The sequence below is a fragment of the uncultured Abiotrophia sp. genome (assembly GCF_938010525.1).
Lineage (GTDB): Bacteria > Bacillota > Bacilli > Lactobacillales > Aerococcaceae > Abiotrophia.
In genome coordinates this window covers 225369-251167 of record NZ_CALLVK010000021.1, presented here as the reverse complement: position 1 = coordinate 251167, position 25799 = coordinate 225369, and the positions used below count along the sequence as shown (strand labels likewise).

The window sequence follows — 25799 nt, the reverse complement described above, 5'->3', positions numbered from 1 at the left end:
ATTCAGCGGATAAGGGCTATAATGTCCAATGACGATGATGCGATAGAAAAATGCGGAAGGAGCCTATCATGACGGAATTAAAAAGCAAGAAAGACCGGACCCAGGACTGGCTCCAAACGCATTTGGGGCATCTGAGCCTGCGCTGCCATCACTGCCATCAAGCCTTGAGCCTGGAGGGCTATAGTTTGGTTTGCCCTCAGGGACACCGAGTAGATAGCCATAAACAAGGTACCTATTTTTTGAGCAATAAGTCAGTCGATGACCATTATGACCGCCAGCTATTCCAAGCAAGACGGCGCTTTATTCAAGAATCTGCTTATTACGCTCCCTTGCAGGACCTGCTAAACCAATTAGTAAGCGCCCATCAAGCCAGCCTAGGGCAATCAGACTTACCCTATCGTATCCTAGATGCAGGCTCGGGCGAAGGGAGTCACTTGGCCTGGCTCTTAGATCAAGACTCTAACCACCGGATTGGACTTGGTGTGGATTTGGCGCGAGCAGGTATTGCGTTGGCAACCGACTTTAATGGGCAACAACTTAATCTAGTAGGGGACCTAGCTCAGTTACCAATTGGCGACCATAGCATCGAGGGCCTATTGTCCATCTTGTCACCTTCCAATTATCAGGAATTCGACCGGGTCTTGGCTCCGGGCGGACGGGTCTTCAAGGTTATTCCAAATGCCGGATATTTGGCAGAAATTCGTCGAGCCTTAGGGCAAGAGACTGTCAAGCAAACCTATGACAACCAAGCAACGCGACAAGCCTTTGAAAGCCACTACCGTCATCATCAAGCCTATCTAGTGCAGGAAAAGCGTCTGCTCACAGACCAAGCCAAGGCTGACTTGGTCTCCATGACGCCTTTGACTTGGCATCTAGATGCAAGTCAGGCTAGTCAATTAGTGGAGTCTCTGCCGGATGAATTTCTACTTGATGTGACGGTCTTAGTAGGCTGGAAGGAATAAACATCAAATAAAGGTGCTAGGACCAAAATCCTAGCACCTTTTTCTATGGTATTTAGCTTCATATTGCTTGCTGTTTAGTTAGGTTACTAGTAGCCGAAGGACCTTCAAATATGATAAAATGAAGGGTGTGAGTATGAGGAGGTAGGTTGCATGATCGCGGATGATTTTATTGATGATTGGCAATTATTTTTGGCACCCTATGAGCAGGCGGTCGATGAGCTTAAGCTTAAACTCAAAAACCTGCGCAAGGAGTTCCGGATTGAGCACCGTCGGGCTCCTATCGAGTTTGTAACTGGACGGGTCAAAACGCGGGAGAGCATCTTAGAGAAGATGGAAGTGCGCAAGATCGCGCCAGAAGATGTGCTAGTAGGGGTGCAGGATATTGCCGGTGTTCGGATTATGTGTCAGTTCGTAGAAGATATCTATGAGGTGGCTAATATCTTGAAGAATCGCCAGGACTTCAAGGTACTCTTAATTCGCGATTATATCCAAAACCGTAAGCCAAGCGGTTATCGCTCCTATCATATGGTCTTGGAATATCCTGTCCAGCTAGCCTCAGGCGAGGTAAAGCAACTCATTGTTGAAGTTCAGATTCGGACCTTGGCTATGAACTTCTGGGCCACCATTGAGCACTCGCTTAACTATAAATACCAAGAGGAATACCCACAAGAAATCTTAGAACGGCTAGAGCGCGCCTCGGAGGCAGCCTTTCGCCTGGACGAAGAGATGTCGGAGATTCGCGATGAGATTCGTGAAGCGCTCTTGCTCTTCGACAAACGCTAAGGAAGGACGGTTGACGGATGAAACAAGCAATCATGATTTATACCAATCAACAGCCCCAATCCTTAGAAATTGAGGCTAGTCTCAAGGATAAATTGGAGCTTGCAGGCTTCCGATTGGTGGAATCTGGCCAGGTGCCTGATTACCTGATTACCATTGGCGGTGATGGCACGCTCCTAGCGGCCTTCCACGATTATCAGGACTGGTTGGATTGTGTCATCTTTATCGGGATTCACACCGGCCATCTGGGCTTCTATGCCGATTGGCTTCCACATGAAATAGACGAGTTAGTCGACAGTTTGGCTCGTTGTGGCGGGCAAGGCCATGTTAGCTATCCTTTACTTAAGGTAGAGGCTGCTTGCAAAGATGGCAAAACACATGAATGGTTAGCTCTAAATGAGTGTTCCTTGCGGACTATGGCTGGCACCATGGTGGCCGAGATTCAGATTAACGAGAAGTTCTTTGCGACCTTCCGTGGTGATGGTCTCTGTATCGCAACACCAACCGGGTCCACCGGCCTTAACAAGTCACTAGGTGGGGCTGTCATGCATCCACGCGTAGACGCCTTGCAACTAACAGAGATGGCTGCCCTTAATAATCGGGTCTATCGAACGCTAGGTGCACCTATGATTATTCCGCGTGATGAATACCTAACCTTGCTAATTCAAGAAGAAGCTCAGACCATGCTCATGATTGACCATCTCACTTGCGAGACTAAGGGCATCCAGTCAGTCAAATTCCAGTTGGCTGATACAAGGATTAAGTTTGCCAGCTTCCGCCACACCCATTTCTGGGACCGCGTAGAGAATTCCTTTATCGGCCATAAGCAGGAACGGGATGCAAAAATCAAGCACTAGCAAGTCAGTAAATAGAAAAAGAGGGAAACACATGCGTTTTAACCTACATGCAATCATCAAATTCAGTCTTTTAGGACTAACAAGTTTGAGCCTAGCAGCTTGTAATTTAGGACCAGAGGCGAGTCAGCCTTCAAACAGCTCCGTGGCTAATGTGCCGGTTTCAGAAGTTGATCAAAAGGTCGAGATTCCTGAAGATACTAATATCGCGAACATGCCTGAATCTGATAAGGCGAGTTTTTACGCTAGTTTAGATCAAATTACCTTAGATACGAGCGAGGGCCATAAGGCTTCCAATTATTCCAACTTTAAGGAGATTATAAGCGAACAGGATTATAACGACTTAATTTTGTCAACGGCAGGTGGGGCTAAGATTATCTATCTGGGCTTTGACGAGTGTCCTTACTGCCACGCCTTCTCTCCTAAGTTAAACCAACTGGCCAAGGAAAAGGGCGTGACCGTTTATTACTACAATACGCGTAAACACGCTAATGACAGTAACTTCGAATCTGCTATGCAAGTCTATGGTGTGAATAAAGTGCCTAATGCTTTTATTGTTAAAGGGGGCAAGCCAGGGATCAATGTCAACCACTCCAGCAAAATGGCAGATCTTGAAGCCTTTGTCAATGAGGCGGCGAAATAAGCGTGGTTCAGTTTCAATGGCACTATGAGGGGGACCATCCAGTACGGATTAAGGATTACCTTAAGCATCTGGGCATCCCTCGCAAGTTCGTATCACATGTCAAATTCGAAGGCGGCAACATCTTACTGAATGGTCAAGAGGTCAATGTCCTTGCCAAATTAGAAGCAGGCGATGTCCTGACCTTGGTGGCGGCCGACGAGGGCACACATGAGACGGTGCCGCCTTCACATGTTCCCATCCAGGTCATCTACGAAGATCGGGACCTACTGATTGTCAATAAGCCAACAGACGTTGTCTCCATCCCTTCCAAACGGATTCCGGATTCCGCCATGGCCAATCGGGTTAAGGGCTATTATCAGCGCCAAGGCTACGCGGACCAGGTGATCCATATTGTCACCCGCTTGGACCGCCAGACCACCGGCCTCATGTTGATAGCTAAGCACCGTTTAGCTCACGCCATGTTGGATAAGCAGGTCCAAGGTGGGCAAGTTGAGAAGTATTATTTGGCCATTTCGACAAAATCAGACTGGCCGGCTCACGGCGTCATTGATCGCCCCATCGCGCGCACCGAAGATTCGATTATCACGCGACGGGTCCATGAAAGTGGCCAGCGGGCAGTCACCGAATATTGGCTTAAGCAAGCTTTTGCTGACAGCAGTCTACTCAAGCTTCGCCTTCATACGGGACGTACCCACCAGATTCGGGTCCATATGCAAGATGCAGGTGGGGTGCTAGTTGGAGATGACCTTTATGGTGGCCCGCATTTGGAAGAGATTAGTCGCCAGGCCCTCCACTGCGGTGAACTACGTCTCACCCAGCCCTTCACTGGACAGCGCCTAGTGCTATCGGCCCCTCTACCTGAGGATATGGCCGCCTGGCTAGCCAAAAGGGAAAGTAACTTAGAACAAAAAGAGAGCTCGATAGCTGACTAATCGAGCTCTTTTCTTATAGAAAAAGGTTGGAGTTAACTCCAACCTTACTTAATGTATACGGTAGCTTCGAATGCGGTAGCCACGTCGCTCTAATTGCTTGACCAATTGATTGAACTCAACGGGGTCTAGACTGCTTGGCAGAACATAGAGGATCTGGCCCTTGGTATCCATATCGGTTTTCTCCAGGGTGGTAGCAGAGACAATGTCGCTAAAGCGATTGATTAACTTGCTGACTTGAGCCAATTCTCCACGACTACCTAGGGTCTCGACTGATAGGGCAAAACCTGCATTCGGCATGGCCCAGGCTTGAGCTAGCCACTGCAACATGGTGTTATGACGAATAATACCGCTGAATCGATTGTCACGGTCCAGAACAGCGACGTAAGGTAGGTCATTGAGGGTAAAGACCATATGATAGAAGGAGTCCTGCTCGTGCACTACGCGAGTCGTGTTTTTGAGGAAGTGGGTGACTGGCAGGCTACTCAAATCTTCGTCAGGGTGATGGTAGGCATATTGATAGATGTGATAGCGATAGAGATTACCGCGGTAGAGGGTCTGGGTGGCGTCTAGGACGGGCACACAGCGTAGTCCCTGATCTTCTAATAAATCCAAGGCGTTTGCGCAGTTATCGGCTTCGGTTAGATAGGTAATCTGCTGTTTAGGGACGACTAGTTGTTCAATCATAGCGGTACTCCTTTCTGGGGAACTTTTGCCCCTTAAAATGGGGCCCAATCTCGTATAGTGTATCAAAAATAAGGACAAAACACAATGTTTTCTCATGGATATCTCATATAATATTAAAAATATCTAAAAGAAAACGTATTATTGGTCCCTAGCTCTTGCATTTTGCATCATTTTTACCTATTATTAAACTTAACATTATATTGTAAAAGCAAAAGGAGATTGACGACAATGGACCCCTCGGGGAATTTAAGTACACAAATCTTATTAATCTTAGTACTGACCTTTATTAATGCGATTTTCTCGGCATCAGAGATTGCCTTCGTCTCGCTCAACCAACAAAAAATGACTCAACTGGCGGAATCAGGCAATGTCAAAGCCCAACGCGTGATGAAACTTTTGGATAAGTCGGATGACTTTTTGGCTACCATTCAAGTTGCCATCACCTTAGCGGGCTTCTTCTCTAGTGCGTCGGCTGCAACCACCTTTGCAGATCGAATTATGACTTGGCTGCCAAGTCTGCCGGGCGGAAAAGCAGTCGCGATTTTGATTGTCACCTTTGTTTTATCTTATTTAACCCTGGTTTTAGGGGAACTTTATCCTAAGCAGGTCGCCCTTCAGATGCCTGAAGAGATTGCCTTAGGCACGGCGGGCTTTATCTCTGTTACTCAGTGGTTAGCCAAGCCTTTTGTGGGCTTGCTGACGGCTTCAACGGGGCTTTTGAAGCGACTGACGCCAATTGATTTTACCAAAGAAGAAGAAAAATTCACCCGTAGTGAGATGAAGGCCCTCTTGGCCAACAGCCGTAACGATGGGGCCATTGACACGGATGAGTTTGCTATGATGCAGGGCGTGCTATCGCTTGATAGTAAGTTGGCCCGTGAGGTCATGGTGCCTCGGACAGACACCCAGATGATTGATATTGAAGATCCGCTAGAAGAAAATATCAATGCCTTATTAGATAGTCCTTTCTCGCGGATTCCACTCTATGAAGGGGATAAGGACAATGTGATTGGTGTGATTCACGTTAAAAACCTCTTACGTGCCTCGCGCCAACATGGCTTTGATAACATAGACTTACGTGAGATTGCCAATGAACCAATGTTTGTGCCGGATACCATCTACACAGATGACCTACTCTTAGAGTTCCGTCGCGAACAAACCCATTTGGCCATCCTCAAGGATGAATACGGCGGTGTCGAAGGGATTGTCACCCTAGAAGACTTAATTGAAGAGATTGTCGGGGAAATCGAAGACGAGTCCGATATCAACAGTGAATCCTTCCAGGCCATTGACGAGACCCACTGGGAAGTTGATGGCGGGGTGACCTTAGATAAGTTTAATGCGACCTTCAATGAGTCTGTGCGGTCAGAGGACGTGGAGACGATTGCCGGCCTCATGATTCAAATTATCGGCTATGTGCCAGATGATGATGAACGCTTGTCGGTGCGGGTTAACGACTATGTCTTAACGACCACGCAAATTGAAAATGGCCGTATTCGTTGGGTGCTGCTGACATTAGATGCGGAGCGTACCTTGACCACTGATTTTGACTACCAAGACTTCGAAGAAGAAGAATTTGGTGACGAAGAAAATGAAGAAAACTAGACTTCTAAAGGGGTAGAGACATAGCGTCTCTGCCTCTTCTTCTATAGAATTTGAGAGGAAAGAAAGAGTATGATTATCTTAATTACGGGGGCGTCTCATACAGGCAAAACCCTACTCGCGCAGAGACTATTGGAAAAATATCATTATCCCTACCTATCCATCGACCATCTAAAAATGGGCTTGATTCGGAGTGGCCATAGTCCCCATCATGCCATGACGGATGATCAGACCTTGACCGAATTTCTCTGGCCGATTGTGCGGGAGATGATTAAAACAGCCATTGAGAATGGGCAAAATTTGATAGTAGAAGGCTGCTATATCCCTTTTGGTTGGGCCAAGGATTTTGAAGCAGACGAACTTAGCCAGATTAAGTATTATTGCCTAATCATGAGTGAGGATTATATTAGAAAGCACTTTGCCGATATCAAAGCACATGCCAATGCCATTGAACAAAGGGTAGATGACACTTGGTGTACCCTAGACAGCGTCTTGCGGGACAATGCCAGACAGCTAGCTCAGGCTAAGCAAACGGGCGCCAACTATCTTCTGATTCAGGATGATTATCAGCTAGATATTGACTTATAGAAGCGAATGGGGCACTGCAGGAGCGGTGCCCCATTCGCTTTATCTGAAAAGAAACACTAAGTGAGACCGCAAATAAAAATAGGGGCCAAGTCTTCCATGGTACCGGTTTTATGGTATACTATAGGTAGATAAAGGCGGGAAGGAGATGAGGCCATGCATGCTAAGATTAACGCAGAAGAAGTCTTACGACGTCTGAAGAATCAGACCATTAACTATGACAAGGTCTTACGCAAAATGATTGTTAAATGGGAGGCCCAGGAAGACAAGCCAACCATCCTCTTGCATTCTTGTTGTGCGCCATGTTCGACTTCCACCCTCGAATTTCTCTGCCAACACGCGGAGGTGACCATCTTCTTCTCTAACTCCAATATTCATCCTAAGTCTGAGTATCAGCGCCGAGCCCATGAGCAGAAGCGCTTTATTGACCAATTCAATGAACGAACTGGCCATCAGGCGGGCTTTATTGAAGATGAATATCGGCCAGAAGTCTTTACGCGTATGGTCATGTTCCATCAATTGGCTGAAGAAGAAGAAGGGGGCGAGCGTTGCTCAGCTTGCTTTAATATGCGACTAGACCGAGTGGCTCAAGTGGCCCAAGAATTGGGCTTTGACTACTTTGGTTCGGCTCTGACCCTATCCCCTAAGAAAAATAGTCAGCTCATTAATGAATTGGGGCTAGAGGTTCAACAACTCTATGATGTTAACTACTTACCAAGTGATTTTAAGAAGAATAAAGGCTATGAGCGTTCAATCGTTATGTGCCGCGAATACGATGTCTATCGCCAGTGTTATTGTGGCTGTGTCTTTGCAGCCAAGCAACAAGGGGTGGACTTACGGGAGGTGAATAAGGAAGCCTTGGCTTATCTCAAGGATAAGCATGAGAATTGGGACAAGATTTCATTTAACTTTGGCAGGAGCAAGGCGAAGGAGGCCAAAGAAAACCATGATTAAGATATTTGGTGGCGTGGTGGACAACCACTTGCCACGCGTGGAGACCAATCGCCTAGTCCTGCGCAAGCGGACCTTGGCGGACGCAGAAGATATGTTTGCTTATGCTCATTTGGATACCGTGGCTCAGGCCGCGGGTTTCCCACGCATTCGGAGTCTAGAACAAGAAATTACCTACTTTACCCAAGTCTTTCCTCAGGAAATGAGTTATCGCAGGGTGCCGATTGGTTACGGTATTACCCTTAAGGGAATTGACCGAGTGATTGGCTCTATTGATTTTATCGATCGTCTGGGGCCAGATATTTTAGAGATTGGCTATGTACTGCATCCAACTTATTGGGGGCGGGGCATTGCACCCGAAGCTGTATCGGCCTTTACCGAGGTGGCTTTTGGCTTGTTGAATCTCTATAAATTAGAGGCGTCCTGCTATAGCAGTAATGAACAGAGTCAGTCAGTCTTACGCAAATGTGGCTTTTCCCTAGAAGCATGTTTGCGGGGCAGACATCAGTTGGATGATGTCCGTATCGATGATTTACGTTATGGCCTACTCAAATCAGACTGGGCTCGTCGTCGCGAGCGCGCTTCTTATGCATAGGCTAAAATGGAACCGGTACTGTCTAGTGGTGAGTTACCGGACAGGAAAACCAGGCTAGAGCTTGAACTCTAGCCTGGTTTTTGTCTCTGGGGGCAGGGAATAGAAAGCGCTTGTCGATAGCCCTCATCATTGCGTATAATAGAAGTAATTAGCAACTTAAGTCAGCGTAGATTTCGCTATTTCTCGTCACTAGCAAAAGGAGGCAACGCTATGACCACTCAGCCCCTCACTCTAGCCTATATCGGCAATGGCAAGAGTACTAACCGCTATCACCTACCCTTTGTCGATCAACTGCCCCATTTGTTTCGAGTCAAAAGTGTCTATGTCCGGCATTTTAACTTTGCTTGGCCCAAACGCCCAGATATCCACTATAGTCAGGACTTGGCGGCTATTTTGGGCGACCCAGAAGTGGACTTGGTGGTCATCACGACGCCCCTGGACTCCCACTATGACTATATTAAACAGGCCCTCCTAGCAGGTAAACACGTTCTGTGTGAGAAGCCTTTTTTAGCGACTGCCCAAGAGGCGCGCGAGCTCTTTGGCTTGGCGGAAGGATTAGGCCTACACCTAGAGTGTTATCAAAATCGTCGCTATGATTCGGACTACCTGACCAGCCTTGAGGTTATCGAGTCGGGCAAGCTAGGCGATTTGCTGGAAGTTGAGATGCACTTTGATTACTATCGACCAGAAGTTCCGCAAGGACAAGAAACGTTTACTCTCAATTCAAGCTTTCTCTACAGCCACGCCTGCCACACCTTAGATCAAGTGATTGCCTATTTTGGTCGGCCTGACCGGGTGGTCTACGATGTTCGCTCGCTCTTAGGCCCCAATCGGATGAATGACTACTTCGACCTGGATCTCTATTATGGTCCCCTCAAGGTTTCCGTTAAATCCTCCTACTTCCGCCTAGAGGAACGGCCTTCCTTCCAACTTTATGGGAGTAAGGGTTCCTTTATCAAGGCAAGCAAGGACCGCCAGGAGGAAGATCTCAAGGCCTTCTATATGCCAGACCAGCCTGATTTTGGTTTGGATAGGCCTGAGCACTATGGCATTCTGTCTAGCCTCGATCAAGAGGGGCACCTAGTCCGACAAGCTATCCAGAGTCAAAGGGGAGATTATGGTCGCGTCTATCAGGCCCTCTATGCCACACTCAGAGAAGGGGCGCCTCGTCGCGTTCAACCGCAAGAGACCCTGCTTCAGTTGGAAATACTAGAAGCCGGTATCGCCAGTCTGAAGGCTAGTTGGCAAGTAGCACCTTAGTATTCAGCAAATAACTTAATTCAAGAAAAGGAGTTGACGCCCATGGCCAACTTTATCTGGGACTTGGACGGGACCCTCATTAATTCCTATCCCCATACCCTAGAGGCGCTAGCCGAAACCTATCAAGAATTCGGCCTCAGCTTCGATCGAGACGTGGTAGCATCCTATATTATTGATTATTCCATCCGTGACCTCATTGCTGGGCTAGTAGCATCAGGTCAGGTGGACCGCGACTCTTTTGTGGCCAGACTCAAACAAGCGACCGCTGCTCGGGACGAGCAGATTGGCCCCATGGATGGGGCAGATGCTATACTGGCTGGCTTGAAGCAAGCGGGCCATCGCCACTTTGTCTACACCCATAAGGACAAGGCAGCCTTTCAAGTCTTGGACCGATTGGGTTGGACGGACTATTTTGATGAGGTTATCACGATTGAAGCAGGTTTTAAGCGTAAACCTGACCCTCAAGGGGTTCACTATCTCTTAGATAAATATCAATTGGATCCGGCTCAAACCTACTATGTTGGCGACCGCGACCTAGATATTGAGTGTGCCTTGGCTGCCGGGGTAGGAAGCATTAATTTTATCGGAGCAGAGACTAGCCAGCAACGCGTCATGACGCAGTTAAAGGATATTCTAGATTGGTTTGTGCCTCATGATGGGCCCGTCACACTAGCATTTCAGGCTAAGTTAGCGGCATCTTTGTCAGCTCATTTGACACCTTTGGACCATCTATCGCTTAACGCGGTTTTCCGAGCAGACTTGCCTCAGTATCAACGGCGCTATTTCGTCAAGGTGTATGCGGAAGCAGACAAGTTTAATCGGGATAAGCTAGGTCTTCTGGCAATCTGGCCTGATTGGTATGTCGCGGATCTAGTTCTAGAGGGACGCCATGTTCTCATTCAAGACTGGCAGGAACTAGCCCCAGTGGTGACGCCAAGCCTTGAAGATTTAGGCAAGCTAGGTGAGCTCTTAGCCCAAACGCATTTGAAGCTAGCACCTTTAGCTAATCATTTGCGGCGTCAACCGCCTCTCAGTCAGCAAATAATTAGCTGGCGCCAGGATTTACTAGGCAGCTCTGAAGCGGCAAGGCTGGCACCACTCTATGACTTTTTCCAAGCTCGTTTTGAGCAAATCGATGTGGAGTATGCCAGCCTTCCGCAAACTGTTCTGCATGGGGATTACTCTTGGCGTAACCTCAAGTGTAGGGGAGATGAGTGGGCGGTTATTGACTTTGAGCGTCTTGTAGTTGATATTCCCTGGCGTGAATTAGCTAAGCTCTGGCTGCGTGAAGTCAAGCAACCAGAAGAACGCCAAGCCTTCCTAGCGGGCTACCGCAAGATTCTACCCCTGGAAGAACCAAGCCCCCTGCTAGATGCCTGTCTCTCCTTCCAATTGGCCCAGGGCATCTACCGCTATGTCCTCAAGGTCGATGATCGGGAATTCCGTCAGATGGCGGATCAGGTGATTGAGGATGTTCATGCCTGGTGCGTGAGCCAAGGGATGGGTATTAGTAATTAATATTTTTGCCACAGCCCGACAATTTTTTGCTATAATATTCACTAGAAGAGGTGATGGTATGCGTAGTAGATTTCAAGAATTTGCGGCTCGCCGTAATAAGACACGATATGTCATGGCGGGACTCTTAGTCGGGGTCTTAGTCGGGTTGATTGTGTCGGCCTTCCGCTTCCTAATAGGTTTTGTCCTGTCTTGGGTGGTATCGGCTTATCAGGCCATGCAGGCCAACCCTTGGCTGATTTTGCCTTATATTGCGGGGACCATAGTGCTAGGCTATTTGCTAGGCTTAATTGTCCGAAGTGAACCCTATATCAAGGGGAGCGGGATTCCACAGGTGGAGCTCCAGCTTCAAGGGCATCTAACCCTCAACTGGTGGTCAATTCTCTGGAAGAAATTTGTTGGGGGCGGTATTGCCATTGGGTCCGGACTTTTCCTGGGTCGCGAGGGTCCCTCCATTCAGTTGGGCTCAGCGGTTGGACAAGGGGTGGCTAAGCTAGCCAAGAGCAATCGTGTCCAAGAAAATATCCTGATTTCCAGTGGGGCAGGGGCCGGCCTAGCAGCGGCCTTTAATGCTCCTATTGCGGGCTTACTCTTCGTCTTGGAGGAGGTCCACCATAGTTTCAGTCCGACTGTTGCCTTGACGACTTTGACGGCAACGGTGACGGCCAACTTTATTTCCCTTCATGCTTTTGGCAATCATCCGGCTCTTGATTTAGGCAATCATCTTAAATTTCCAGTTGCCTATTACGGTTATTTGGTAGTCTTGGGGATTTTCTTAGCACTTTTTGGCTGGTGCTATCAACGTGTCACCTTTGCTTTGCCACGGCTTTATGCAAAATTAGTGCCTTGGGTTAAACCCCCATTTTATGGCATTGTGGCTGGCTTGCTGCTTATTCCAATTGGCTTAGTCGCGCCCCATATTCTAGGTGGAGGTGGTGAGCTCATCTTAGAATTAGCTCACACTAAGACGCCACTCCTAGTGCTAGCCCTTATTCTCCTGGTACGTTTTGTATTTTCCATGGTTTCTTATGGGTCTGGTCTGCCAGGTGGGATTTTCCTGCCGATCTTGTCCCTAGGTGCCTTGGTAGGTGCCTTATACGGTCAGTTCATTATCAATATTACCGGCATGGATCAAGAACTCTTACTCTGCTTTATTTTCTTCGCTATGGCAGGGGGCTTTGCAGCCATCGGGAAAGCCCCACTAACGGCTTTACTTCTAGTTAGCGAAATGGTGGGTGGCCTCAACCAACTCATGCCGCTAGCAGTAGTGGTCCTATCTGCCTTCCTTCTTGCGGAAGCCCTTAAGATGCCCCCAATTTATGAGGCATTAGCTGAAAAAATGCTGCACCAAGAGGATCTAGCCAAGACAGGTCGACGGACAACCTTTGAAGTGCCAATTTTCGTTGACAGTCCCTTAGTAGGCCAAAAGGTAGCCGCAATTAAGTGGCCTGAAGATGTTTTGATTGCCACCATCCGCCGTGGCGAGAAAGAATACATCACTAAAGGCAAAATGGTCCTGCAGGCAGGCGATATTCTGATTGCGGTGACGGATGAAGGCATTGTGGGCAATATGCATCAAGCCATGACCCAACTAGCTATACCAGCGCAAGATTCATGATAATAAAAAAGGCTGAGACAGCGTCTCAGCCTTTTTGTTAGTTTTGCATTTGGCGTTTAGAGTAAAGCCATCCGATTAAAATCACTAGGGCGCAGAGTAAACTGAAAACCAAAGTAGTTTGAAGGGAAGAAATCAAACTCCCGCCAATGACCAGAGCAGCCCCGATAATCCCCATCACTGGAGCAAAGAGACTGGTCAGGCGATTGCTAGCCAAGCCCTCGCGATTGAGTTTGATGACGCGAAGATAGAGGATGATGTAGAAGATGTAGTTGAAGACAATGGTAATTTCGCTGACATCGCCCTTGCCCATAATCCCGAATTTTTGCGTTAGGTAATGGATTAAGAGCCAAACCACCGTAATAGCAGTGAAGAGAACGGCGGAAGGTACGGATACCTGATATTTAGGGTGAATCTCTTCCAAGCGACCTTTTGGTAACATGCCTTTTTCAGCATAGGCCTGTGGTAGACGCATCCCAGCTAAGAGGAGGCCGTTGAGGACCCCTAGCATGGAGATAATCACCACGACTAGAATTAGGTTACCAGCGCGTTCACCTAAGAGTGAAGTTAGGGCGTAGGTGATGGCTTGGTCACCAGTTGATAGCACGAAAGTTGCCCCCAGAATGCGGACCATGCCATAGAAGAAGAGCAAGTAAGTTAGGAGAATAATGAGCGGGCCAATAATGAAGGCACGAATCAAATCACGTTTTGGATGTTTGAGCTCGGGTGCAATAGTCACGACATAGTTCCAACCTTCATAGGTGAAGGCCAGGGGAACTAGGGCCGATAGCCAACCTAAGCCCACATTGCTCGGTTCAATTGCGGAAACACCATCCGGAAGATTTGGTGCGGGTGCTGACCAGAAGAGACCAGCAAAGACAATCAGGGCCAAGGGCACCATCTTGACGAACATGGTCAGGGTTTGGAAGTAACCCCCGAGGACACGAGAGAGGACGTTCAAGGCCATGAAGAAGAGGGTATAGGCCATACCTAAGAGCACTTGCTGACCTAGGTTCAGGTCAAGATTAAAGAGTAAGCCGGTGTAGATGGCAGAAGCCCAAGACACAACAGCAACCACACTTGGAATCATGACGAAGGCTAAGAACCAACCATAGCCAGTCGCTAAGCGAGAAGAAATAAAGCGGTCTAAGTAAGCCACAACCCCACCACTTGAAGTCTCTAACTTAGCAAATTCTGACAAGGATAGGGAACCGAAGACGATATTGCTGGCCCCAATGGATAGAACCAGTAAGCCTAGGGCTAGGCTACCACCCGTATAGGTCAGGATGTCATCAGCCTTGAAGTAAATCCCCGAACCGACCACAATCCCAATAATCATCGCTACAGCAGTTAAGAGGCCGTAGGCTTTTTTTGGTTGATTCATATATAATACCTCCTAATATCAATGATGAATTACTCTACATTATACGCGTTTAGGCCTTGGCGCACAAGAAGAATTTGAATAAAGTGGCAAAAAAATGAGAATTAGATGAGCTGTATTTGGTTCTGAGCGTTTTTATACTGGAAATATGTGTAAAATCTACTATAAATATGACAAAAGTTCCTTAGTGATTAATCAGCACATAGAGTAGGTAGCAAAATAAGATAGTAAAATATTTGCTAGGCGCTTACAATTATATTAGGTAAGTATGATTACTTTTATGAGGAGGAGAGGCGTATGGAACTCCAAAGCCAAACGCTTATCGGACATTTTGTCTGCAATCATCAACAGTTTTACTTAGACCGGCTGACCAATAGACAGACGGGAAAGACCTATGCATTAAGTGAGAGTGAGCCCTTTGTCATCCATTGGCAGAAGGGGGGGCAACTAGCCGCTAGCCAGATGCAAGCTCAACTTGAGAAGGAGACCGCAGAAGCCATTCAGGTAGAGTACCAAGACGACCTAGCGCGAGTCAAGGTGATTTATGAGCTAACAGACGGTTACCTCAAATGCAAGGTTAGCCTCTTAGAGGCAAAACAGGCCATTAACTTTCTAGACTTATCGGTCATGACCTTCCAGGAAGATGCCAAGTTTTATCAACCAAAGGAACAAGAGGCAATTCCTGAGATGGCAGGATTTAGTGGCTATTATGTGGCCTGTGGCCAGCCAGTTTACGCTAATAGTTTCTTCTTAGGGATGGAATTTCCCCTAGCAGAGAACCGCCTAGAACAAGGTCGCTATTGGTCCCGCTACTATCTAGGGCGAGAGGTGACTTCAGACCAGCCAGTGAATTTACATGCGACGGTCATAGGGTCAGCGGCCAGCCCTGAATTTTCAAGCATCCAACAAGCCTTCTTCGCTTATATTGAAACTATCGCATTGCCAAACCACTTCCGCCTACAATATAATTCCTGGTACGACCATATGTTGGACATCGACGAGGACAAGATTATGACTTCCTTTGCCGCTATACGGTCGGGCTTCAGTGATTATGGGGTGCCACTGGATACTTATGTGGTGGATGACGGCTGGGCCAATTATGAGAGCTTTTGGGAATTCAATGCGAAATTCCCGCTTGGCCTCTCACGCATTAAGGACCAAGTGGCCAGCTATGGCGGCCAGCTTGGCCTTTGGATGGGGCCACGGGGTGGCTATGGTGGCACGCAGCTAACCATGAGCAATTGGCTCAAGGCTCATCCAGAATTAGGACTAGGAACTAAAAATGAGCGGACTCAAGACGTCAATGTGGGTGACCCGGCTTATTTGGATGCCTTGGAAGCTAAGCTCCTAGCCTATCAGGACCAGTATGACCTGTCTTATTGGAAGCTAGATGGCTTTTTGATTGAGCCAGCTCAGGATGATGTCTCAGGTCCCCATGGTATGCACCAAATGACGGCGACTTACGAACGTTTGATTAAGCTCTTCCAGAACTTACGGTCTGCCTATCGTCAGAAGCATTCCCAAGACCATGATGAAAAAGGGGCGCAGCGAGACCTATGGCTGAATTTAACCTCTTACGTCAATCCAAGCCCTTGGTGGCTAGCCTATGTCAATAGCCTTTGGATTCAAGTTTCTCAGGATACAGGCTATGATTCACTTGGAGAGACCGATTTGGCTCGCATGATGACCTATCGGGATGATCGTTATCACGCCTTCATTCGCGAGCGAGCTATCCAAGTGCCCCAGAAATATTTCTATAACCATGAGCCAATCTTTGCTCATCGGGCGACTGCAGGGCTCTTAGACCATCCAATTCAGGCCAGTGTCAGTGAATTCCGCGACTATCTCTACTTTATTGGGACGCGTGGTAATGCCTTCTGGGAGTGCTATTACTCCTACGACCTCTTCGACCATGAGCGTTGGCGTGCTAATGCCGAGGCCATTCGCTGGGTACAGGATAACTATGATGACTGCCTTAAGAATAGTCGCTTTATCGGCCATAAGCCAGCCGACCATACGGGCCTTTATGGCTATCGTTGCTTGAGCGATGACGGGCGTCGTGTCATTCTGTCACTACGTAATCCGACAGCTCAACCTCAAACCTATATTTTAGGGGATGGCGAGCTCCAGACCCTCATGCAGGTCGCAGGGCGAGCAAGCTTGGAACGGACGGAAAAGCATATTTGGCAAGCTACTTTAGCGCCTCAGGAATTAGTCATCTATCAACTAACTTATGCCGATCCCATGATTGGATCAAGAAATTAGAATGAAAAAATCCGCACTGATTGAGTGCGGATTTTTCTATGTCATCATATCTTCGGCTAACGATAACGTCGACGCCATTCCATAGGCGTCATACCCTTGACACGTTTGAAGGCCGAAGAGAAGTTGAACTGATTGCTGTAGCCGATTTGCTCGGCAATGTCGCGAATGGAACGATTGGTTGAAGCCAAGAGCTCGCAGGATTGGTTGATACGATAGGTCAAAATGAACTGCGAAGGTGTCATTTGGAGCTCTTGCTTGAAGAGACGGGTGAAGTAATTGCGGTTGAGGTGGCAGATGTCTGCCAGTCGATCCACGCTAGGGTTGTCCATATAGTGGTCCTGGATATAATGGATAGCCTCTCTAATATAGAAGGAATGAATCTCGTTAGGACGCTGCTGAGGACTGTGCTTAGAAAAGCGAATCAGATGATCAACTAAGAGATAGAGCTGGGCAATCAGAAAGGACTCATGCTGGGAGTGGTTACGGATGATGGTCTCCAAGGTGTCTTTGATACTAGAGATAATCATGGGCTTATGAGGCGTAAAGATCAGATTGTTAGCATTCAAACCTGCCTGACGCATGAAATTAGCAGCCTTGAGTCCATTGAACTCAATCCAACAATAGATCCAGGGGTCGTCTTGGTCAGCCGTATAGGAACAGACCGTGTTAGGGGGCATGAGAAAGCCTTGGCCTGGCCCCAGTTGAATGACCTCCTGCTTCTCATTCTCGAGAAAGCTCCCCCGCCCCGACAAGATGTAGTGGAAGAGGTAATTATGGGTCAGGGTTGGCCCATAATGATGCCAAGGGTCACACTTCTCCTTGCCAAACTGAATGGGGTAGAAATCAACAGAAGATATATTATGGAAAACGTAAAACTCTTGCTCGGACATGGATATCACCTCGTCTGATAGAAGTTGTAAAACTATTATAATGCTAGTTAGCTCAGATAGTCAATTTAGATATGTTGTGTATATGATGAAAATTTGTGTAGCTAAGTTAGAATTGGAGACGCGAATGGAAAACCCGAATATTCTCCTATCTATGAATTGGCTTAGGCTTACCAGATGCTGAGATGGTGACAAGTGTTCTCGCCTAGTAAAGTTCATAGTAGAGATATAAACAGAAGTTTTGTGGTAAATTTAGTGGGACGGAACATTCAAAATCTGAAAGTTAACAGAAAGTTGATAAAATACAAGGTGTGAGTAGATGAAATGTTGATTTATCAGGTTTTTATCGGGTGTATAAGATAAAATCTAGCAAGAATGAATGAGGTGAAAGCTTTACTAAGTTTCGAGAACTTTGGTATAATGATGCCATATTAATAGTCTATTAATTAAAGTCCTAACGGCATTAGGTTGGTTAGGGCAGACTGTGAGGTATGGAAAATGACGGAAGAAGTCAAGCAAAGCCACCAACCAGGCTTTGAAAGATATATGAAGATCTATACGGCTTTGAGGCTGATAACTCTCGTAACAGGAATTCATATGTTAGTTAATGTCAAAGAACTCCCAATCATATGGTTAGTATACTTAGGTCGTCTACTAGCCTTTTATTGGTTGATGACAGGTTGGAAAACCAATGATGGACCCCGTTTCAACTATGGATTTATCCTAGATACTATCTTGTCAGTACTTGAACTTTCGGTTTGGGTGGTAGGGCTACTTGTGGCGTGGCCATTCGTAATTTTGGCATTATCCTATGCACCAATGTTTTTGATTTTTATAACTCCAATTATAGTGTGGGCAGTGCTTTTTATAGCCAAGCTTCGCTTTGGTTCAGACTAGTAATATAAGCTTAATTGTAAGTTAAGGAGGCACAAGCATTGATTGACGAGAGTAAAAAGGGGCGCCAGTCCGAGTTTAACCTTTACATGATCTTGTACACTGTTTTGCGAGTATTAACGCTGATAACAGGATTAGTCTTACTGTTGTACTCATTGCTATTAGGATTTGTATATGTTGGACGCCTATTGGCTTTCTATTGGTTGATGATTGCGTGGAAAGATCATGATACGACAATCTTCAAAAGAGGCTACCGACTGGATTTAGTTTTGACCAGTCTAGAAGTAGGCTTAGGGGTGCTTGGAATCTCATTTTTCCCATATGTTTTATGGGCAAGTCAAGGCCTTGTCCTGATACTATTGATCATCCCTATCATAATCTGGCTAGTACTCCTAGGCGCCAAGAACCGCTTCGAGGAAGCCAGGGCTGCTTGGTTACATGAACTAGAAACTAAGAGATACAGGCATCAATCGCAAGATTAGGAGGGGCCTAATGACAGAAGAAAACAAGAAGGATTACCAAGCTGATTTCGAAGGTTTCATGATAATTCCGTTTTAAGAATTCTATCTGTCATACTAGTGCGCTTTATATTAGAGTTATCGCAGTCTACATACAGTGCGGTCTTGCCTAGCTAGTTCTAACTAGACAAAGCCAGTAAGATTGAATATCCCTAAGAGGAGGAAAACATATGCAAGTTAACAGGTCAGTATCTGATCATCAACGTTGGCTGCTTGATTGTCAACTGGTCTATCTTTTATTCCGGCTTAGCCCCATTCTTTTTGGTTCTGCCGTATTTAGTTGGTTAAGTCAGCCTATTTTAGGGCACTTATTGTTAGAAGAAGCAATCTTTTTATTACCACTAGTACTGACTTGGTTAGGTTATAAGTCAAAGCAGGCCTGGTGTCATTATCTAGCTGGCGCGGTTAATACTGGTATTGTCATCTATGTCTTGGTAAGTTTAGATTTTCAAAAATTATTGGCCTTTTCGCCACTTATCGCTTTATCAAATCTCATCCCAAAACTCTTTGTATCAGTAGCTCCTATGGTTTATTGTGCCTATCAGCAATTCTTGGTCGGGCGCCAATTGAATAAGCAAGGAAATCAATTAAAGCTAGTTCCAACTGAGGGAAATAAGGCACTTAATCGTGTGTTCTTAGGCTATCTCTTCATTAAAGGATGGCAGATGCTCGTCTTACACCTGGATTATTCTCATGAGCCCCTTTACCTATTAGCTATAATCTTATGTCTTGCTACTAGCTACTTAGCTTGGTGGGGTTACCGTAATCATCGCCCAGACTTGCTCAAGAGAGCCTGGAACTTAGATCTAGTTTATCTCGTAATGGGTATCTTGCTTCTTATAGTTAATAGAATCTCTCTTTTGGTGATAGGGACGATTATTCTTCAATTTCTTAGTCAGGTGAGAGATTCCGAGACGGTAGTAAATCTTATCTTTGGCCTGGGCTTATCTGCTCTACTCTTGATAGGGCTACCGACACTCCCCCTATTTTTTTTACGTAAGCTTAAAGCGGGTGTCAAAGGCTATGTCTTTGGCGTGACTTCCCATTACCAAGGGGCAGAGGCCTATCAGTTACAAGATTTAGACCAAGTATTGGCCCAAGCAGAGACCTTAAGTGGCCAATTAATTGAATGTCGCATGACCACTAATGAGAAGGGCTTTTTAGGACAAGTAGGGGATGCTTACTGGTTTACTTTCAGTCAGTCGACTGGTGGGGAAGCTTCAGCTAAAGTTCTGAGAGTGCGCGTTCAGGGGAAAGTCCCACAGGCTATCAGCACTTGGCAGGGAGTCCTAACGCTTCGTGGACAAGTAGGCTATCATGAAATAGGCAGTCAGGCCATCCCAGATGGCTGGTATTTGGATGCAGATTGGCTTGCATTTGTGCCAGACAAGAATTAAGCGCTAATATGAGAAAGTGCGGGTGAGTCCGCACTTTTTTTGAGCTAGTCGGTTAATGACGCCTCTTGGGGAGTCTGCTATAATAAAGAAAGGAAAGGAGGGACTGCCATGGAACCCATAGTGGACAAAACAAGCCAAGAACGCGCTTTTGCCTTATTTTTAGTCTTCAAGGTCTTGGCTGGTTTATGGATTTACCAGAACATCTTCAACTGGGACTTCATTAACTTGCCTTTTGCTGCCTGGTTGCTAGCTATGGCAGTCACCTGGCTGGCCTGGTTATTCCAATCTGGGGCTAGCATGCGATGGGCCTATCGATTGGAGTGGCTAGGGCTAGTGGTGCTCTGGGGGCGTCTACTGATGGGGCTGCTTGTGCCAGGGCAAGGAAGCACAAAACTAAGGACTGCTTACGAAGTCGACTTGATGATTCGGTCAGGGGTCTTCTTCCTCGCTTCGCTAATATGGAGCCATCGACTTAAAAACTTTGCCCAAGCTTGGCCTAAAACAGAAGGGGCTCGAAACAAGAAGCCAGTAGCCTTGGAACGTTATCAGTTGGGCTTGGCTTACTTACAGACGGGGATGTTGCTCTATTTCTTAGTCCCTTTATTGAATAATCTGCGTTTTGGCTTTAATAATTTGGATTGGCGTGAGGCAGCGCTTCTCAATGGTCTATTAGTCTTGGGTGCTATTCTAGCGACGGTGGCTCGTTATGGTCAGACCTGGCGGCTTTATCTTGGGCTCTCTGGAGTCAATCTCCTGCTCTTCAGCTATCCTTTTCTTTTTTGGCTCATGATGCGGAGCGGTGTGGGCGTCGGTCCTGCCTATTGGCGAAGCCTGGTCTTGTACCTGCCTTTTGCCTATTTGTCGGCGCAAAGCGTATGGCTGGCGAAATGTCTGGGTAAAAAGGCGCTACAAAATAAACAGTGTGGATAGAGAAGAATGTAAAATACGACCATGATGTAAAATTAGTCAGCTAAAAACAGGCTCTTAGAGCCTGTTTTCTTTTGGATAACGACAAAAATATCTCTCTGTTTGTGAATCACCATAGGTAAAGCTAGTTGCTGTAAGCGATTTATTGTGATATACTGTAGGCGAAAATGGGCTAGGCGTGGCTATCATGGAAAGTAGGATTCAGTGTTTGGTATAACAAAGGAGAGAATCGTATGAGTTGTATTACCAAGATCAAAAGTGCCCTAGGATCAATGACAGCGACTGAACAGATGATCGGTCGCTATATACTGGAGCACCGGCATGAAGTGTTAGATATGAATACTGTGGAGTTAGGTTATGCTTCTGGAACATCGGGGGCGGCCTGGACTCGCTTTGCTAAGAAGATGGGTTATAAAGGCTTGCCTGCCTTAAAATTGGACTTGGCACAGGACCGGACTGATGAGGAAATGCCTGAGGTGGATCTCTTTTTAGATCCTAAAGATTGTCTGTCTAAGCTCATCCATAAGACCCAAAGTATCCTAGAACAGAATCTACGTCAGACCTATGAGCTCATGGATGAAACAGATCTTGCGCAAGCCATTGATTGGATGGCTAACGCCCATCGTCTCTTTCTCTGCGGAATTGGAGGCAGTGGCGTAGTCTGCATGGACTTAGTTCATAAGTTGACGCGAATTAATCGTCCAGTCACCTATGATCGTGACACTCATATACTCATGGCGCAAATGGCGCACTGTATGCCTGGCGATGTGGTGTTGGTAGTCAGTTATAGTGGTAGCACCCATAGTGTCAATCAAATGGCCTACCTTGCTAAGGAGCAGGGTGCCAAAATAATCGCTATCACGGGACATAATCTCAAGGCGCCCCTCGTCAGTCTAGCTGATATTTGCCTTTTCATCCCCCAAGACGAAAAAGAAATACGCCTAGGCTCAGTTACCTCCCGAGACGGGTCCTTGATTATTACCGACTTGCTCTACTATGGGGTGGCTCAACGCCAATTTCATGCAACCAAGGAGCATTTGGTTAAAACTCGGAAGATGATTCGAAAGATGGATTAAAACAAAAGGTTGGGTTTAGGCCCAACCTTTTTTGTCCATATGGGGTGAATAAACTAGGAGCTCAAGTTCCTAATGATTAGCAGATTTTATAAGTCAATTCAACAGATTTTTTAAAAGGCGTTTTGAACAGAATTTATTTCGACCAATGCTTATATAAAGGAGAAATGAGCCTGAAATATAATTTTCTTAAGCGGTCACGATTTTATGGTGAGTTTGGGTTAACCCGAACTCGATGTATAAAATTGAACTAATATAGTTATTCTAGGCGCTATGCCCCTACGATATAAACCGTTTACATATCCGGCGAATCATGCTATACTAATTAGTAACAAAATGTAAACAAAAGGGCGTAATCAAAGGTTAGTCTTATCTTTATTATTATCAAAAAGAAAGAAGGATTTACATGGTGAAACGTTTGATTAGTGCCAACACGTCGGAAATTCTGGCCATGTCGGCGGCAGAATTAAAGCAGAGTATTAAGGCCTGTGAGGGCCGAGTGATATTGTCGGAAAATGTGGGCTTTAAGGAGTCCTATATTGGGGATATTACCAACTCAGAGATGGCTCGCGCCTTTGGGGCGGATCTCATTTTACTAAATGGGGTAGACTTACTAAACCCTGTTATATTTGCTATTGATCCTGATGCACCCAATTTTGTCGCAGAGCTCCATCGACTGGTGGGCCGCCCGATTGGCGTCAATTTGGAGCCTGTCGATCTTAACGCTAAGATGAATGAAGAACGGCAAGAATTAGTGACTGGGCGCCAGGTCAATGTGGCATCGCTACAGGCGGCCGAAGCTTTTGGTCTTGATTTTATCTGTTTGACGGGTAATCCTGGGACTGGTGTGACCAATCATACCATAGCGGAGGCCATCCGACTAACCAAGCAGCACTTCTCAGGTTTAGTCATTGCCGGTAAAATGCACGGGGCAGGCGTTGATGAGCCGGTAGCAGACCTTGAAGCAGTCAGCCAATTCATTGAGGCTGGAGCCGATATTATTTTGGCGCCGGCTGTAGGCAGTGTACCAGGCTTCGATGAGGCGGATCTCAAGGCCATAGTTCAGCGAGCCCATCAAGCAGGGGCCCTGGTGATGAGCGCCATTGGAACTAGCCAAGAAAGCTCGGATACCGACACTATTAAGCAGATGGCTATCCGCAATAAGATTTGTGGGGTAGACATCCAGCACATTGGGGACTCTGGCTACGGCTGTCTGGCTCCTGTGGAGAATATTTTTGCCCTCAGCAAGGCAATCCGCGGTCAACGGCATACCATTTCCATGATTGCCCGTTCCATTAATCGCTAATTAAGGCAATAAAAAGAGCGGACCTACTACTAGCTTCAGTAGATGGTCCGCTTATTTTTATGCTGATAAGAAGCTGGCTTTGACACAGAGGCTAGTGGCTGCCCGCGCGATATTGAGTGGGCTATAGGCCAGGGGAATGAGTCGTATTTTCTTTTGCTTGTGGAAGAGCGGGGTGGTCGCCGCTAGCTCCTGGTGCAAGAGGGTGTCGACTAGTGGATAGGAGAAGAACTGGCCGTCAAGGTAGATAGCATCACTGTCAATCAGCTGACTGAGATTGGATAGGGCAATCGACAGGTAGTGACAGGCTTGCTGAATCAATTGGAGACAGCTAGTATCGCCTAAGGCGCAGGCATCCATAATAGTAGCAAGCGTAATCGCTTCAGACTCTGATACCAGGCTAGGCAGGAAGGTGGATTGGGCTACCCGATAGAGGGTTTGGGCCTTAGCAATCAAGTTAGATTCGCTAGCATAGACTTGCAGACAACCCCGTTTACCACAGGTGCAGGCTTCCCCTTGTGGATTCAAAATCGTATGGCCGATTTCGCCAATCAGGAAGTTCTGTCGCCCGTAGATTTGCCCTTGATACATATAGGAACAATGAATACCGTTAGCGACATGGAAGACGATAAAATTATGATCGTTTTTGTCATCTTGGCCATAAAGTCTTTGGGCCAGGGTCAAGCAGTGAGACTTATTATCAAAATAAAGCGGCAGTCTAAAGGCCTGGGCTAGCTCTTCCAGATTGAGATTCTGCCAATGCTGATTGTTGGATTGAATATAGGGACTCAAGTCGAAGTCTACGTGGCCCGGTAGCCCGACGCCAATGGCGGTCAAGGGAAAGTCAGGGTGTTGCGCTATAAATTGATGAATGAAGTCGGCTAAGTCAGCGCTAGTCGGGTAGTTACCTAGCTGTTGGAAGGTCATGCTGTAGTCGCTGGCTTGAATCTCGCCAAGGTTATCAGTAATGACCAAGGCTAGGTATTTCTCAGAGATTTCGACACCTAGATAGTAGGCACGATGGGGCATAAGACTAAGTAAGGTTTTCTTGCGGCCTACAGTATCATCTTCAGCTTCCCCAACTTCATAGACGAGTTCTTGACGAATTAAATCCCCGATAATAGACCCCGTAGTAGCAGGCGTTATGCCCGTTTCTTTGGCAATATCAATACGTGATAGTGGTGCTTTTGCATATAGTTTATCTAGAATGGTGGCCCTTAGTGTGGCCTGTTTTTTGGTTATTGTCATGTCTGGTCACTTCCTCACGAATATCATAACAAAAAACAAATAAATCCTCAAATGAAAACGTTGACATTTAGGATCTCATGTCCTATAATATTAATAGAAAGTAAATAATTGTTGAGAATCGGTTCCTTTTCACGCCTGCTTGTTTACATTTTCAAAATAATAGGGACCGATTATTTTTCTTTCGAATTTTAAGGAAAGGGTGTTGTAAATGGAAACTAAGCAAATCATGTTAGTCTGTGCTGCTGGCATGTCGACCAGTCTCATGGTATCCAAGATGGAAAAGGCCGCGCAAGATCAAGGGTTAGATGCCCATATTTTTGCTGTGCCAGTGCCAGAAGCCAAGGAATATCTCCAAAACAATGCAGTAGATGTCTTATTGTTAGGCCCCCAAGTCCGCTATTTGAAGAACGAGTTTTCCGCTGACTTGTCAGCCCGTGGCATCCCAGTGGAGGTCATCCCCATGACAGATTATGGCATGATGAAAGGCGATAAGGTCTTGGCCTTAGCCGTAAGTCTCATGGGATAAAGGAGCAAGCCTATGTCACAAGAAGCCGCATTAGAAGTAGCCATGCAGTTAATTATGTATGGCGGCGAAGCCAAATCCTGTGCCATCGAAGCCATGGCAGCAGCTAAGAAGCGAGATTTCCAGAGCGCGACGGAGCGAATGGCAGCGGCTCGAGCAGCCCTCTTAGAAGCCCATCACGCCCAGGCCGGAGCCTTGGCTCAAGAAGCGCAAGGGATTGAGCAGCCCCTCAGTCTCTTTATGATTCATGGTCAGGATCATCTCATGACCAGTATCGCCTTTGTCGATTTAGCTCAGGAATTAATCGAAGTCTACCAAGTCTTACCCCAATAAGTGGCTTGGGAGCAGTCCGAGCTAGGTTGGTAGACACCCAAACCGTGGTTTTAATTAATTTATGTAAAAATT

General features: G+C 46.6%; 24 protein-coding genes. 20 read left to right on the top strand and 4 right to left on the bottom strand.

The window, feature by feature from the left end; genetic code table 11:
- Positions 1 to 68 precede the first annotated feature (68 nt).
- The 5 genes from Q0339_RS05785 (at position 69) to Q0339_RS05765 (ending at position 4171) form a co-directional block, all read left to right on the top strand.
- The gene (locus tag Q0339_RS05785) at positions 69 to 962 is read left to right on the top strand and encodes a methyltransferase domain-containing protein (protein ID WP_298077873.1); all 894 of its coding nucleotides are present in this window, start codon (positions 69 to 71) and stop codon (positions 960 to 962) included.
- Between the two features lie 150 nt (positions 963 to 1112).
- On the top strand, positions 1113 to 1745 hold the full coding sequence (locus Q0339_RS05780; protein ID WP_298077872.1) for a GTP pyrophosphokinase family protein: 633 nt from the start codon (positions 1113 to 1115) through the stop codon (positions 1743 to 1745).
- 17 nt (positions 1746 to 1762) lie between these two features.
- On the top strand, positions 1763 to 2599 hold the full coding sequence (locus tag Q0339_RS05775; RefSeq protein ID WP_298077871.1) for an NAD kinase: 837 nt from the start codon (positions 1763 to 1765) through the stop codon (positions 2597 to 2599).
- Between the two features lie 31 nt (positions 2600 to 2630).
- Positions 2631 to 3239 carry a thioredoxin family protein gene (locus Q0339_RS05770; protein WP_298077870.1) on the top strand — a complete coding sequence of 203 codons (609 nt, stop codon included), beginning with the start codon at positions 2631 to 2633 and terminating at the stop codon, positions 3237 to 3239.
- A 2-nt stretch (positions 3240 to 3241) separates the two neighbouring features.
- Positions 3242 to 4171, top strand: coding sequence for an RluA family pseudouridine synthase (locus Q0339_RS05765; RefSeq protein WP_298077869.1), 930 nt, complete (start codon positions 3242 to 3244; stop codon positions 4169 to 4171).
- Between the two features lie 48 nt (positions 4172 to 4219).
- Here Q0339_RS05765 and cbpA read toward each other — a convergent pair whose 3' ends face one another.
- On the bottom strand, positions 4220 to 4855 hold the full coding sequence (gene cbpA / locus Q0339_RS05760) for a cyclic di-AMP binding protein CbpA (RefSeq protein WP_298077868.1): 636 nt from the start codon (positions 4853 to 4855) through the stop codon (positions 4220 to 4222).
- Between the two features lie 228 nt (positions 4856 to 5083).
- Here cbpA and Q0339_RS05755 point away from each other — a divergent pair, with 228 nt between their 5' ends.
- The 7 genes from Q0339_RS05755 (at position 5084) to Q0339_RS05725 (ending at position 12981) form a co-directional block, all read left to right on the top strand.
- A complete protein-coding gene (locus Q0339_RS05755) occupies positions 5084 to 6460 on the top strand; it encodes a hemolysin family protein (RefSeq protein WP_298077867.1) in 1377 nt (458 codons plus the stop codon).
- Between the two features lie 69 nt (positions 6461 to 6529).
- Positions 6530 to 7045: an AAA family ATPase gene (locus Q0339_RS05750; RefSeq protein ID WP_298077865.1), complete on the top strand. Its 516-nt coding sequence runs from the start codon at positions 6530 to 6532 to the stop codon at positions 7043 to 7045.
- A 153-nt stretch (positions 7046 to 7198) separates the two neighbouring features.
- Positions 7199 to 7996 (top strand): epoxyqueuosine reductase QueH, encoded by a 798-nt coding sequence (locus tag Q0339_RS05745; protein ID WP_298077864.1) that lies wholly within the window; start codon positions 7199 to 7201, stop codon positions 7994 to 7996.
- Complete coding sequence (locus Q0339_RS05740; protein ID WP_298077863.1) at positions 7989 to 8588, top strand: GNAT family protein; 600 nt, start codon at positions 7989 to 7991, stop codon at positions 8586 to 8588. Before Q0339_RS05745 ends, Q0339_RS05740 begins: the two co-directional genes overlap by 8 nt.
- A 210-nt stretch (positions 8589 to 8798) precedes the next feature.
- Positions 8799 to 9848 carry a Gfo/Idh/MocA family oxidoreductase gene (locus Q0339_RS05735; RefSeq protein ID WP_298077862.1) on the top strand — a complete coding sequence of 350 codons (1050 nt, stop codon included), beginning with the start codon at positions 8799 to 8801 and terminating at the stop codon, positions 9846 to 9848.
- 42 nt (positions 9849 to 9890) lie between these two features.
- Positions 9891 to 11366, top strand: a complete 1476-nt coding sequence (locus Q0339_RS05730; RefSeq protein ID WP_298077861.1) for an HAD-IA family hydrolase — start codon at positions 9891 to 9893, stop codon at positions 11364 to 11366.
- Positions 11367 to 11424: 58 nt separating this feature from the next.
- A complete protein-coding gene (locus Q0339_RS05725; protein ID WP_298077859.1) occupies positions 11425 to 12981 on the top strand; it encodes a ClC family H(+)/Cl(-) exchange transporter in 1557 nt (518 codons plus the stop codon).
- A 37-nt stretch (positions 12982 to 13018) separates the two neighbouring features.
- Here the strand turns inward: Q0339_RS05725 and Q0339_RS05720 are convergent, their stop codons facing one another.
- Positions 13019 to 14362, bottom strand: coding sequence for an APC family permease (locus Q0339_RS05720; protein WP_298077858.1), 1344 nt, complete (start codon positions 14360 to 14362; stop codon positions 13019 to 13021).
- A gap of 294 nt (positions 14363 to 14656) precedes the next feature.
- Between Q0339_RS05720 and Q0339_RS05715 the strand changes: the two genes are divergently transcribed.
- Positions 14657 to 16624 (top strand): alpha-N-acetylgalactosaminidase, encoded by a 1968-nt coding sequence (locus Q0339_RS05715; RefSeq protein ID WP_298077857.1) that lies wholly within the window; start codon positions 14657 to 14659, stop codon positions 16622 to 16624.
- 56 nt (positions 16625 to 16680) lie between these two features.
- On the opposite strand, the gene Q0339_RS05710 is transcribed toward Q0339_RS05715, so the two are convergent.
- On the bottom strand, positions 16681 to 17514 hold the full coding sequence (locus Q0339_RS05710) for an AraC family transcriptional regulator (protein ID WP_298077855.1): 834 nt from the start codon (positions 17512 to 17514) through the stop codon (positions 16681 to 16683).
- Between the two features lie 495 nt (positions 17515 to 18009).
- Between Q0339_RS05710 and Q0339_RS05705 the strand changes: the two genes are divergently transcribed.
- The 5 genes from Q0339_RS05705 (at position 18010) to Q0339_RS05685 (ending at position 23626) form a co-directional block, all read left to right on the top strand.
- Positions 18010 to 18408, top strand: a complete 399-nt coding sequence (locus Q0339_RS05705; protein WP_298077854.1) for a hypothetical protein — start codon at positions 18010 to 18012, stop codon at positions 18406 to 18408.
- A gap of 685 nt (positions 18409 to 19093) precedes the next feature.
- Positions 19094 to 20320, top strand: coding sequence for a hypothetical protein (locus tag Q0339_RS05700; RefSeq protein ID WP_298077853.1), 1227 nt, complete (start codon positions 19094 to 19096; stop codon positions 20318 to 20320).
- 108 nt (positions 20321 to 20428) lie between these two features.
- A complete protein-coding gene (locus Q0339_RS05695) occupies positions 20429 to 21250 on the top strand; it encodes a hypothetical protein (RefSeq protein WP_298077852.1) in 822 nt (273 codons plus the stop codon).
- Positions 21251 to 21480: 230 nt separating this feature from the next.
- Positions 21481 to 22323 (top strand): MurR/RpiR family transcriptional regulator, encoded by an 843-nt coding sequence (locus Q0339_RS05690; RefSeq protein ID WP_298077851.1) that lies wholly within the window; start codon positions 21481 to 21483, stop codon positions 22321 to 22323.
- A gap of 403 nt (positions 22324 to 22726) precedes the next feature.
- A complete protein-coding gene (locus tag Q0339_RS05685) occupies positions 22727 to 23626 on the top strand; it encodes a haloacid dehalogenase-like hydrolase (protein ID WP_298077850.1) in 900 nt (299 codons plus the stop codon).
- Positions 23627 to 23683: 57 nt separating this feature from the next.
- Here Q0339_RS05685 and Q0339_RS05680 read toward each other — a convergent pair whose 3' ends face one another.
- On the bottom strand, positions 23684 to 24871 hold the full coding sequence (locus tag Q0339_RS05680; protein ID WP_298077849.1) for an ROK family transcriptional regulator: 1188 nt from the start codon (positions 24869 to 24871) through the stop codon (positions 23684 to 23686).
- A gap of 208 nt (positions 24872 to 25079) precedes the next feature.
- Here Q0339_RS05680 and Q0339_RS05675 point away from each other — a divergent pair, with 208 nt between their 5' ends.
- Together Q0339_RS05675 and Q0339_RS05670 are read left to right on the top strand one after the other, a co-directional pair.
- A complete protein-coding gene (locus Q0339_RS05675; RefSeq protein WP_070756269.1) occupies positions 25080 to 25397 on the top strand; it encodes a PTS sugar transporter subunit IIB in 318 nt (105 codons plus the stop codon).
- 12 nt (positions 25398 to 25409) lie between these two features.
- Positions 25410 to 25727: a PTS lactose/cellobiose transporter subunit IIA gene (locus Q0339_RS05670; RefSeq protein ID WP_298077848.1), complete on the top strand. Its 318-nt coding sequence runs from the start codon at positions 25410 to 25412 to the stop codon at positions 25725 to 25727.
- Positions 25728 to 25799 lie beyond the last annotated feature (72 nt).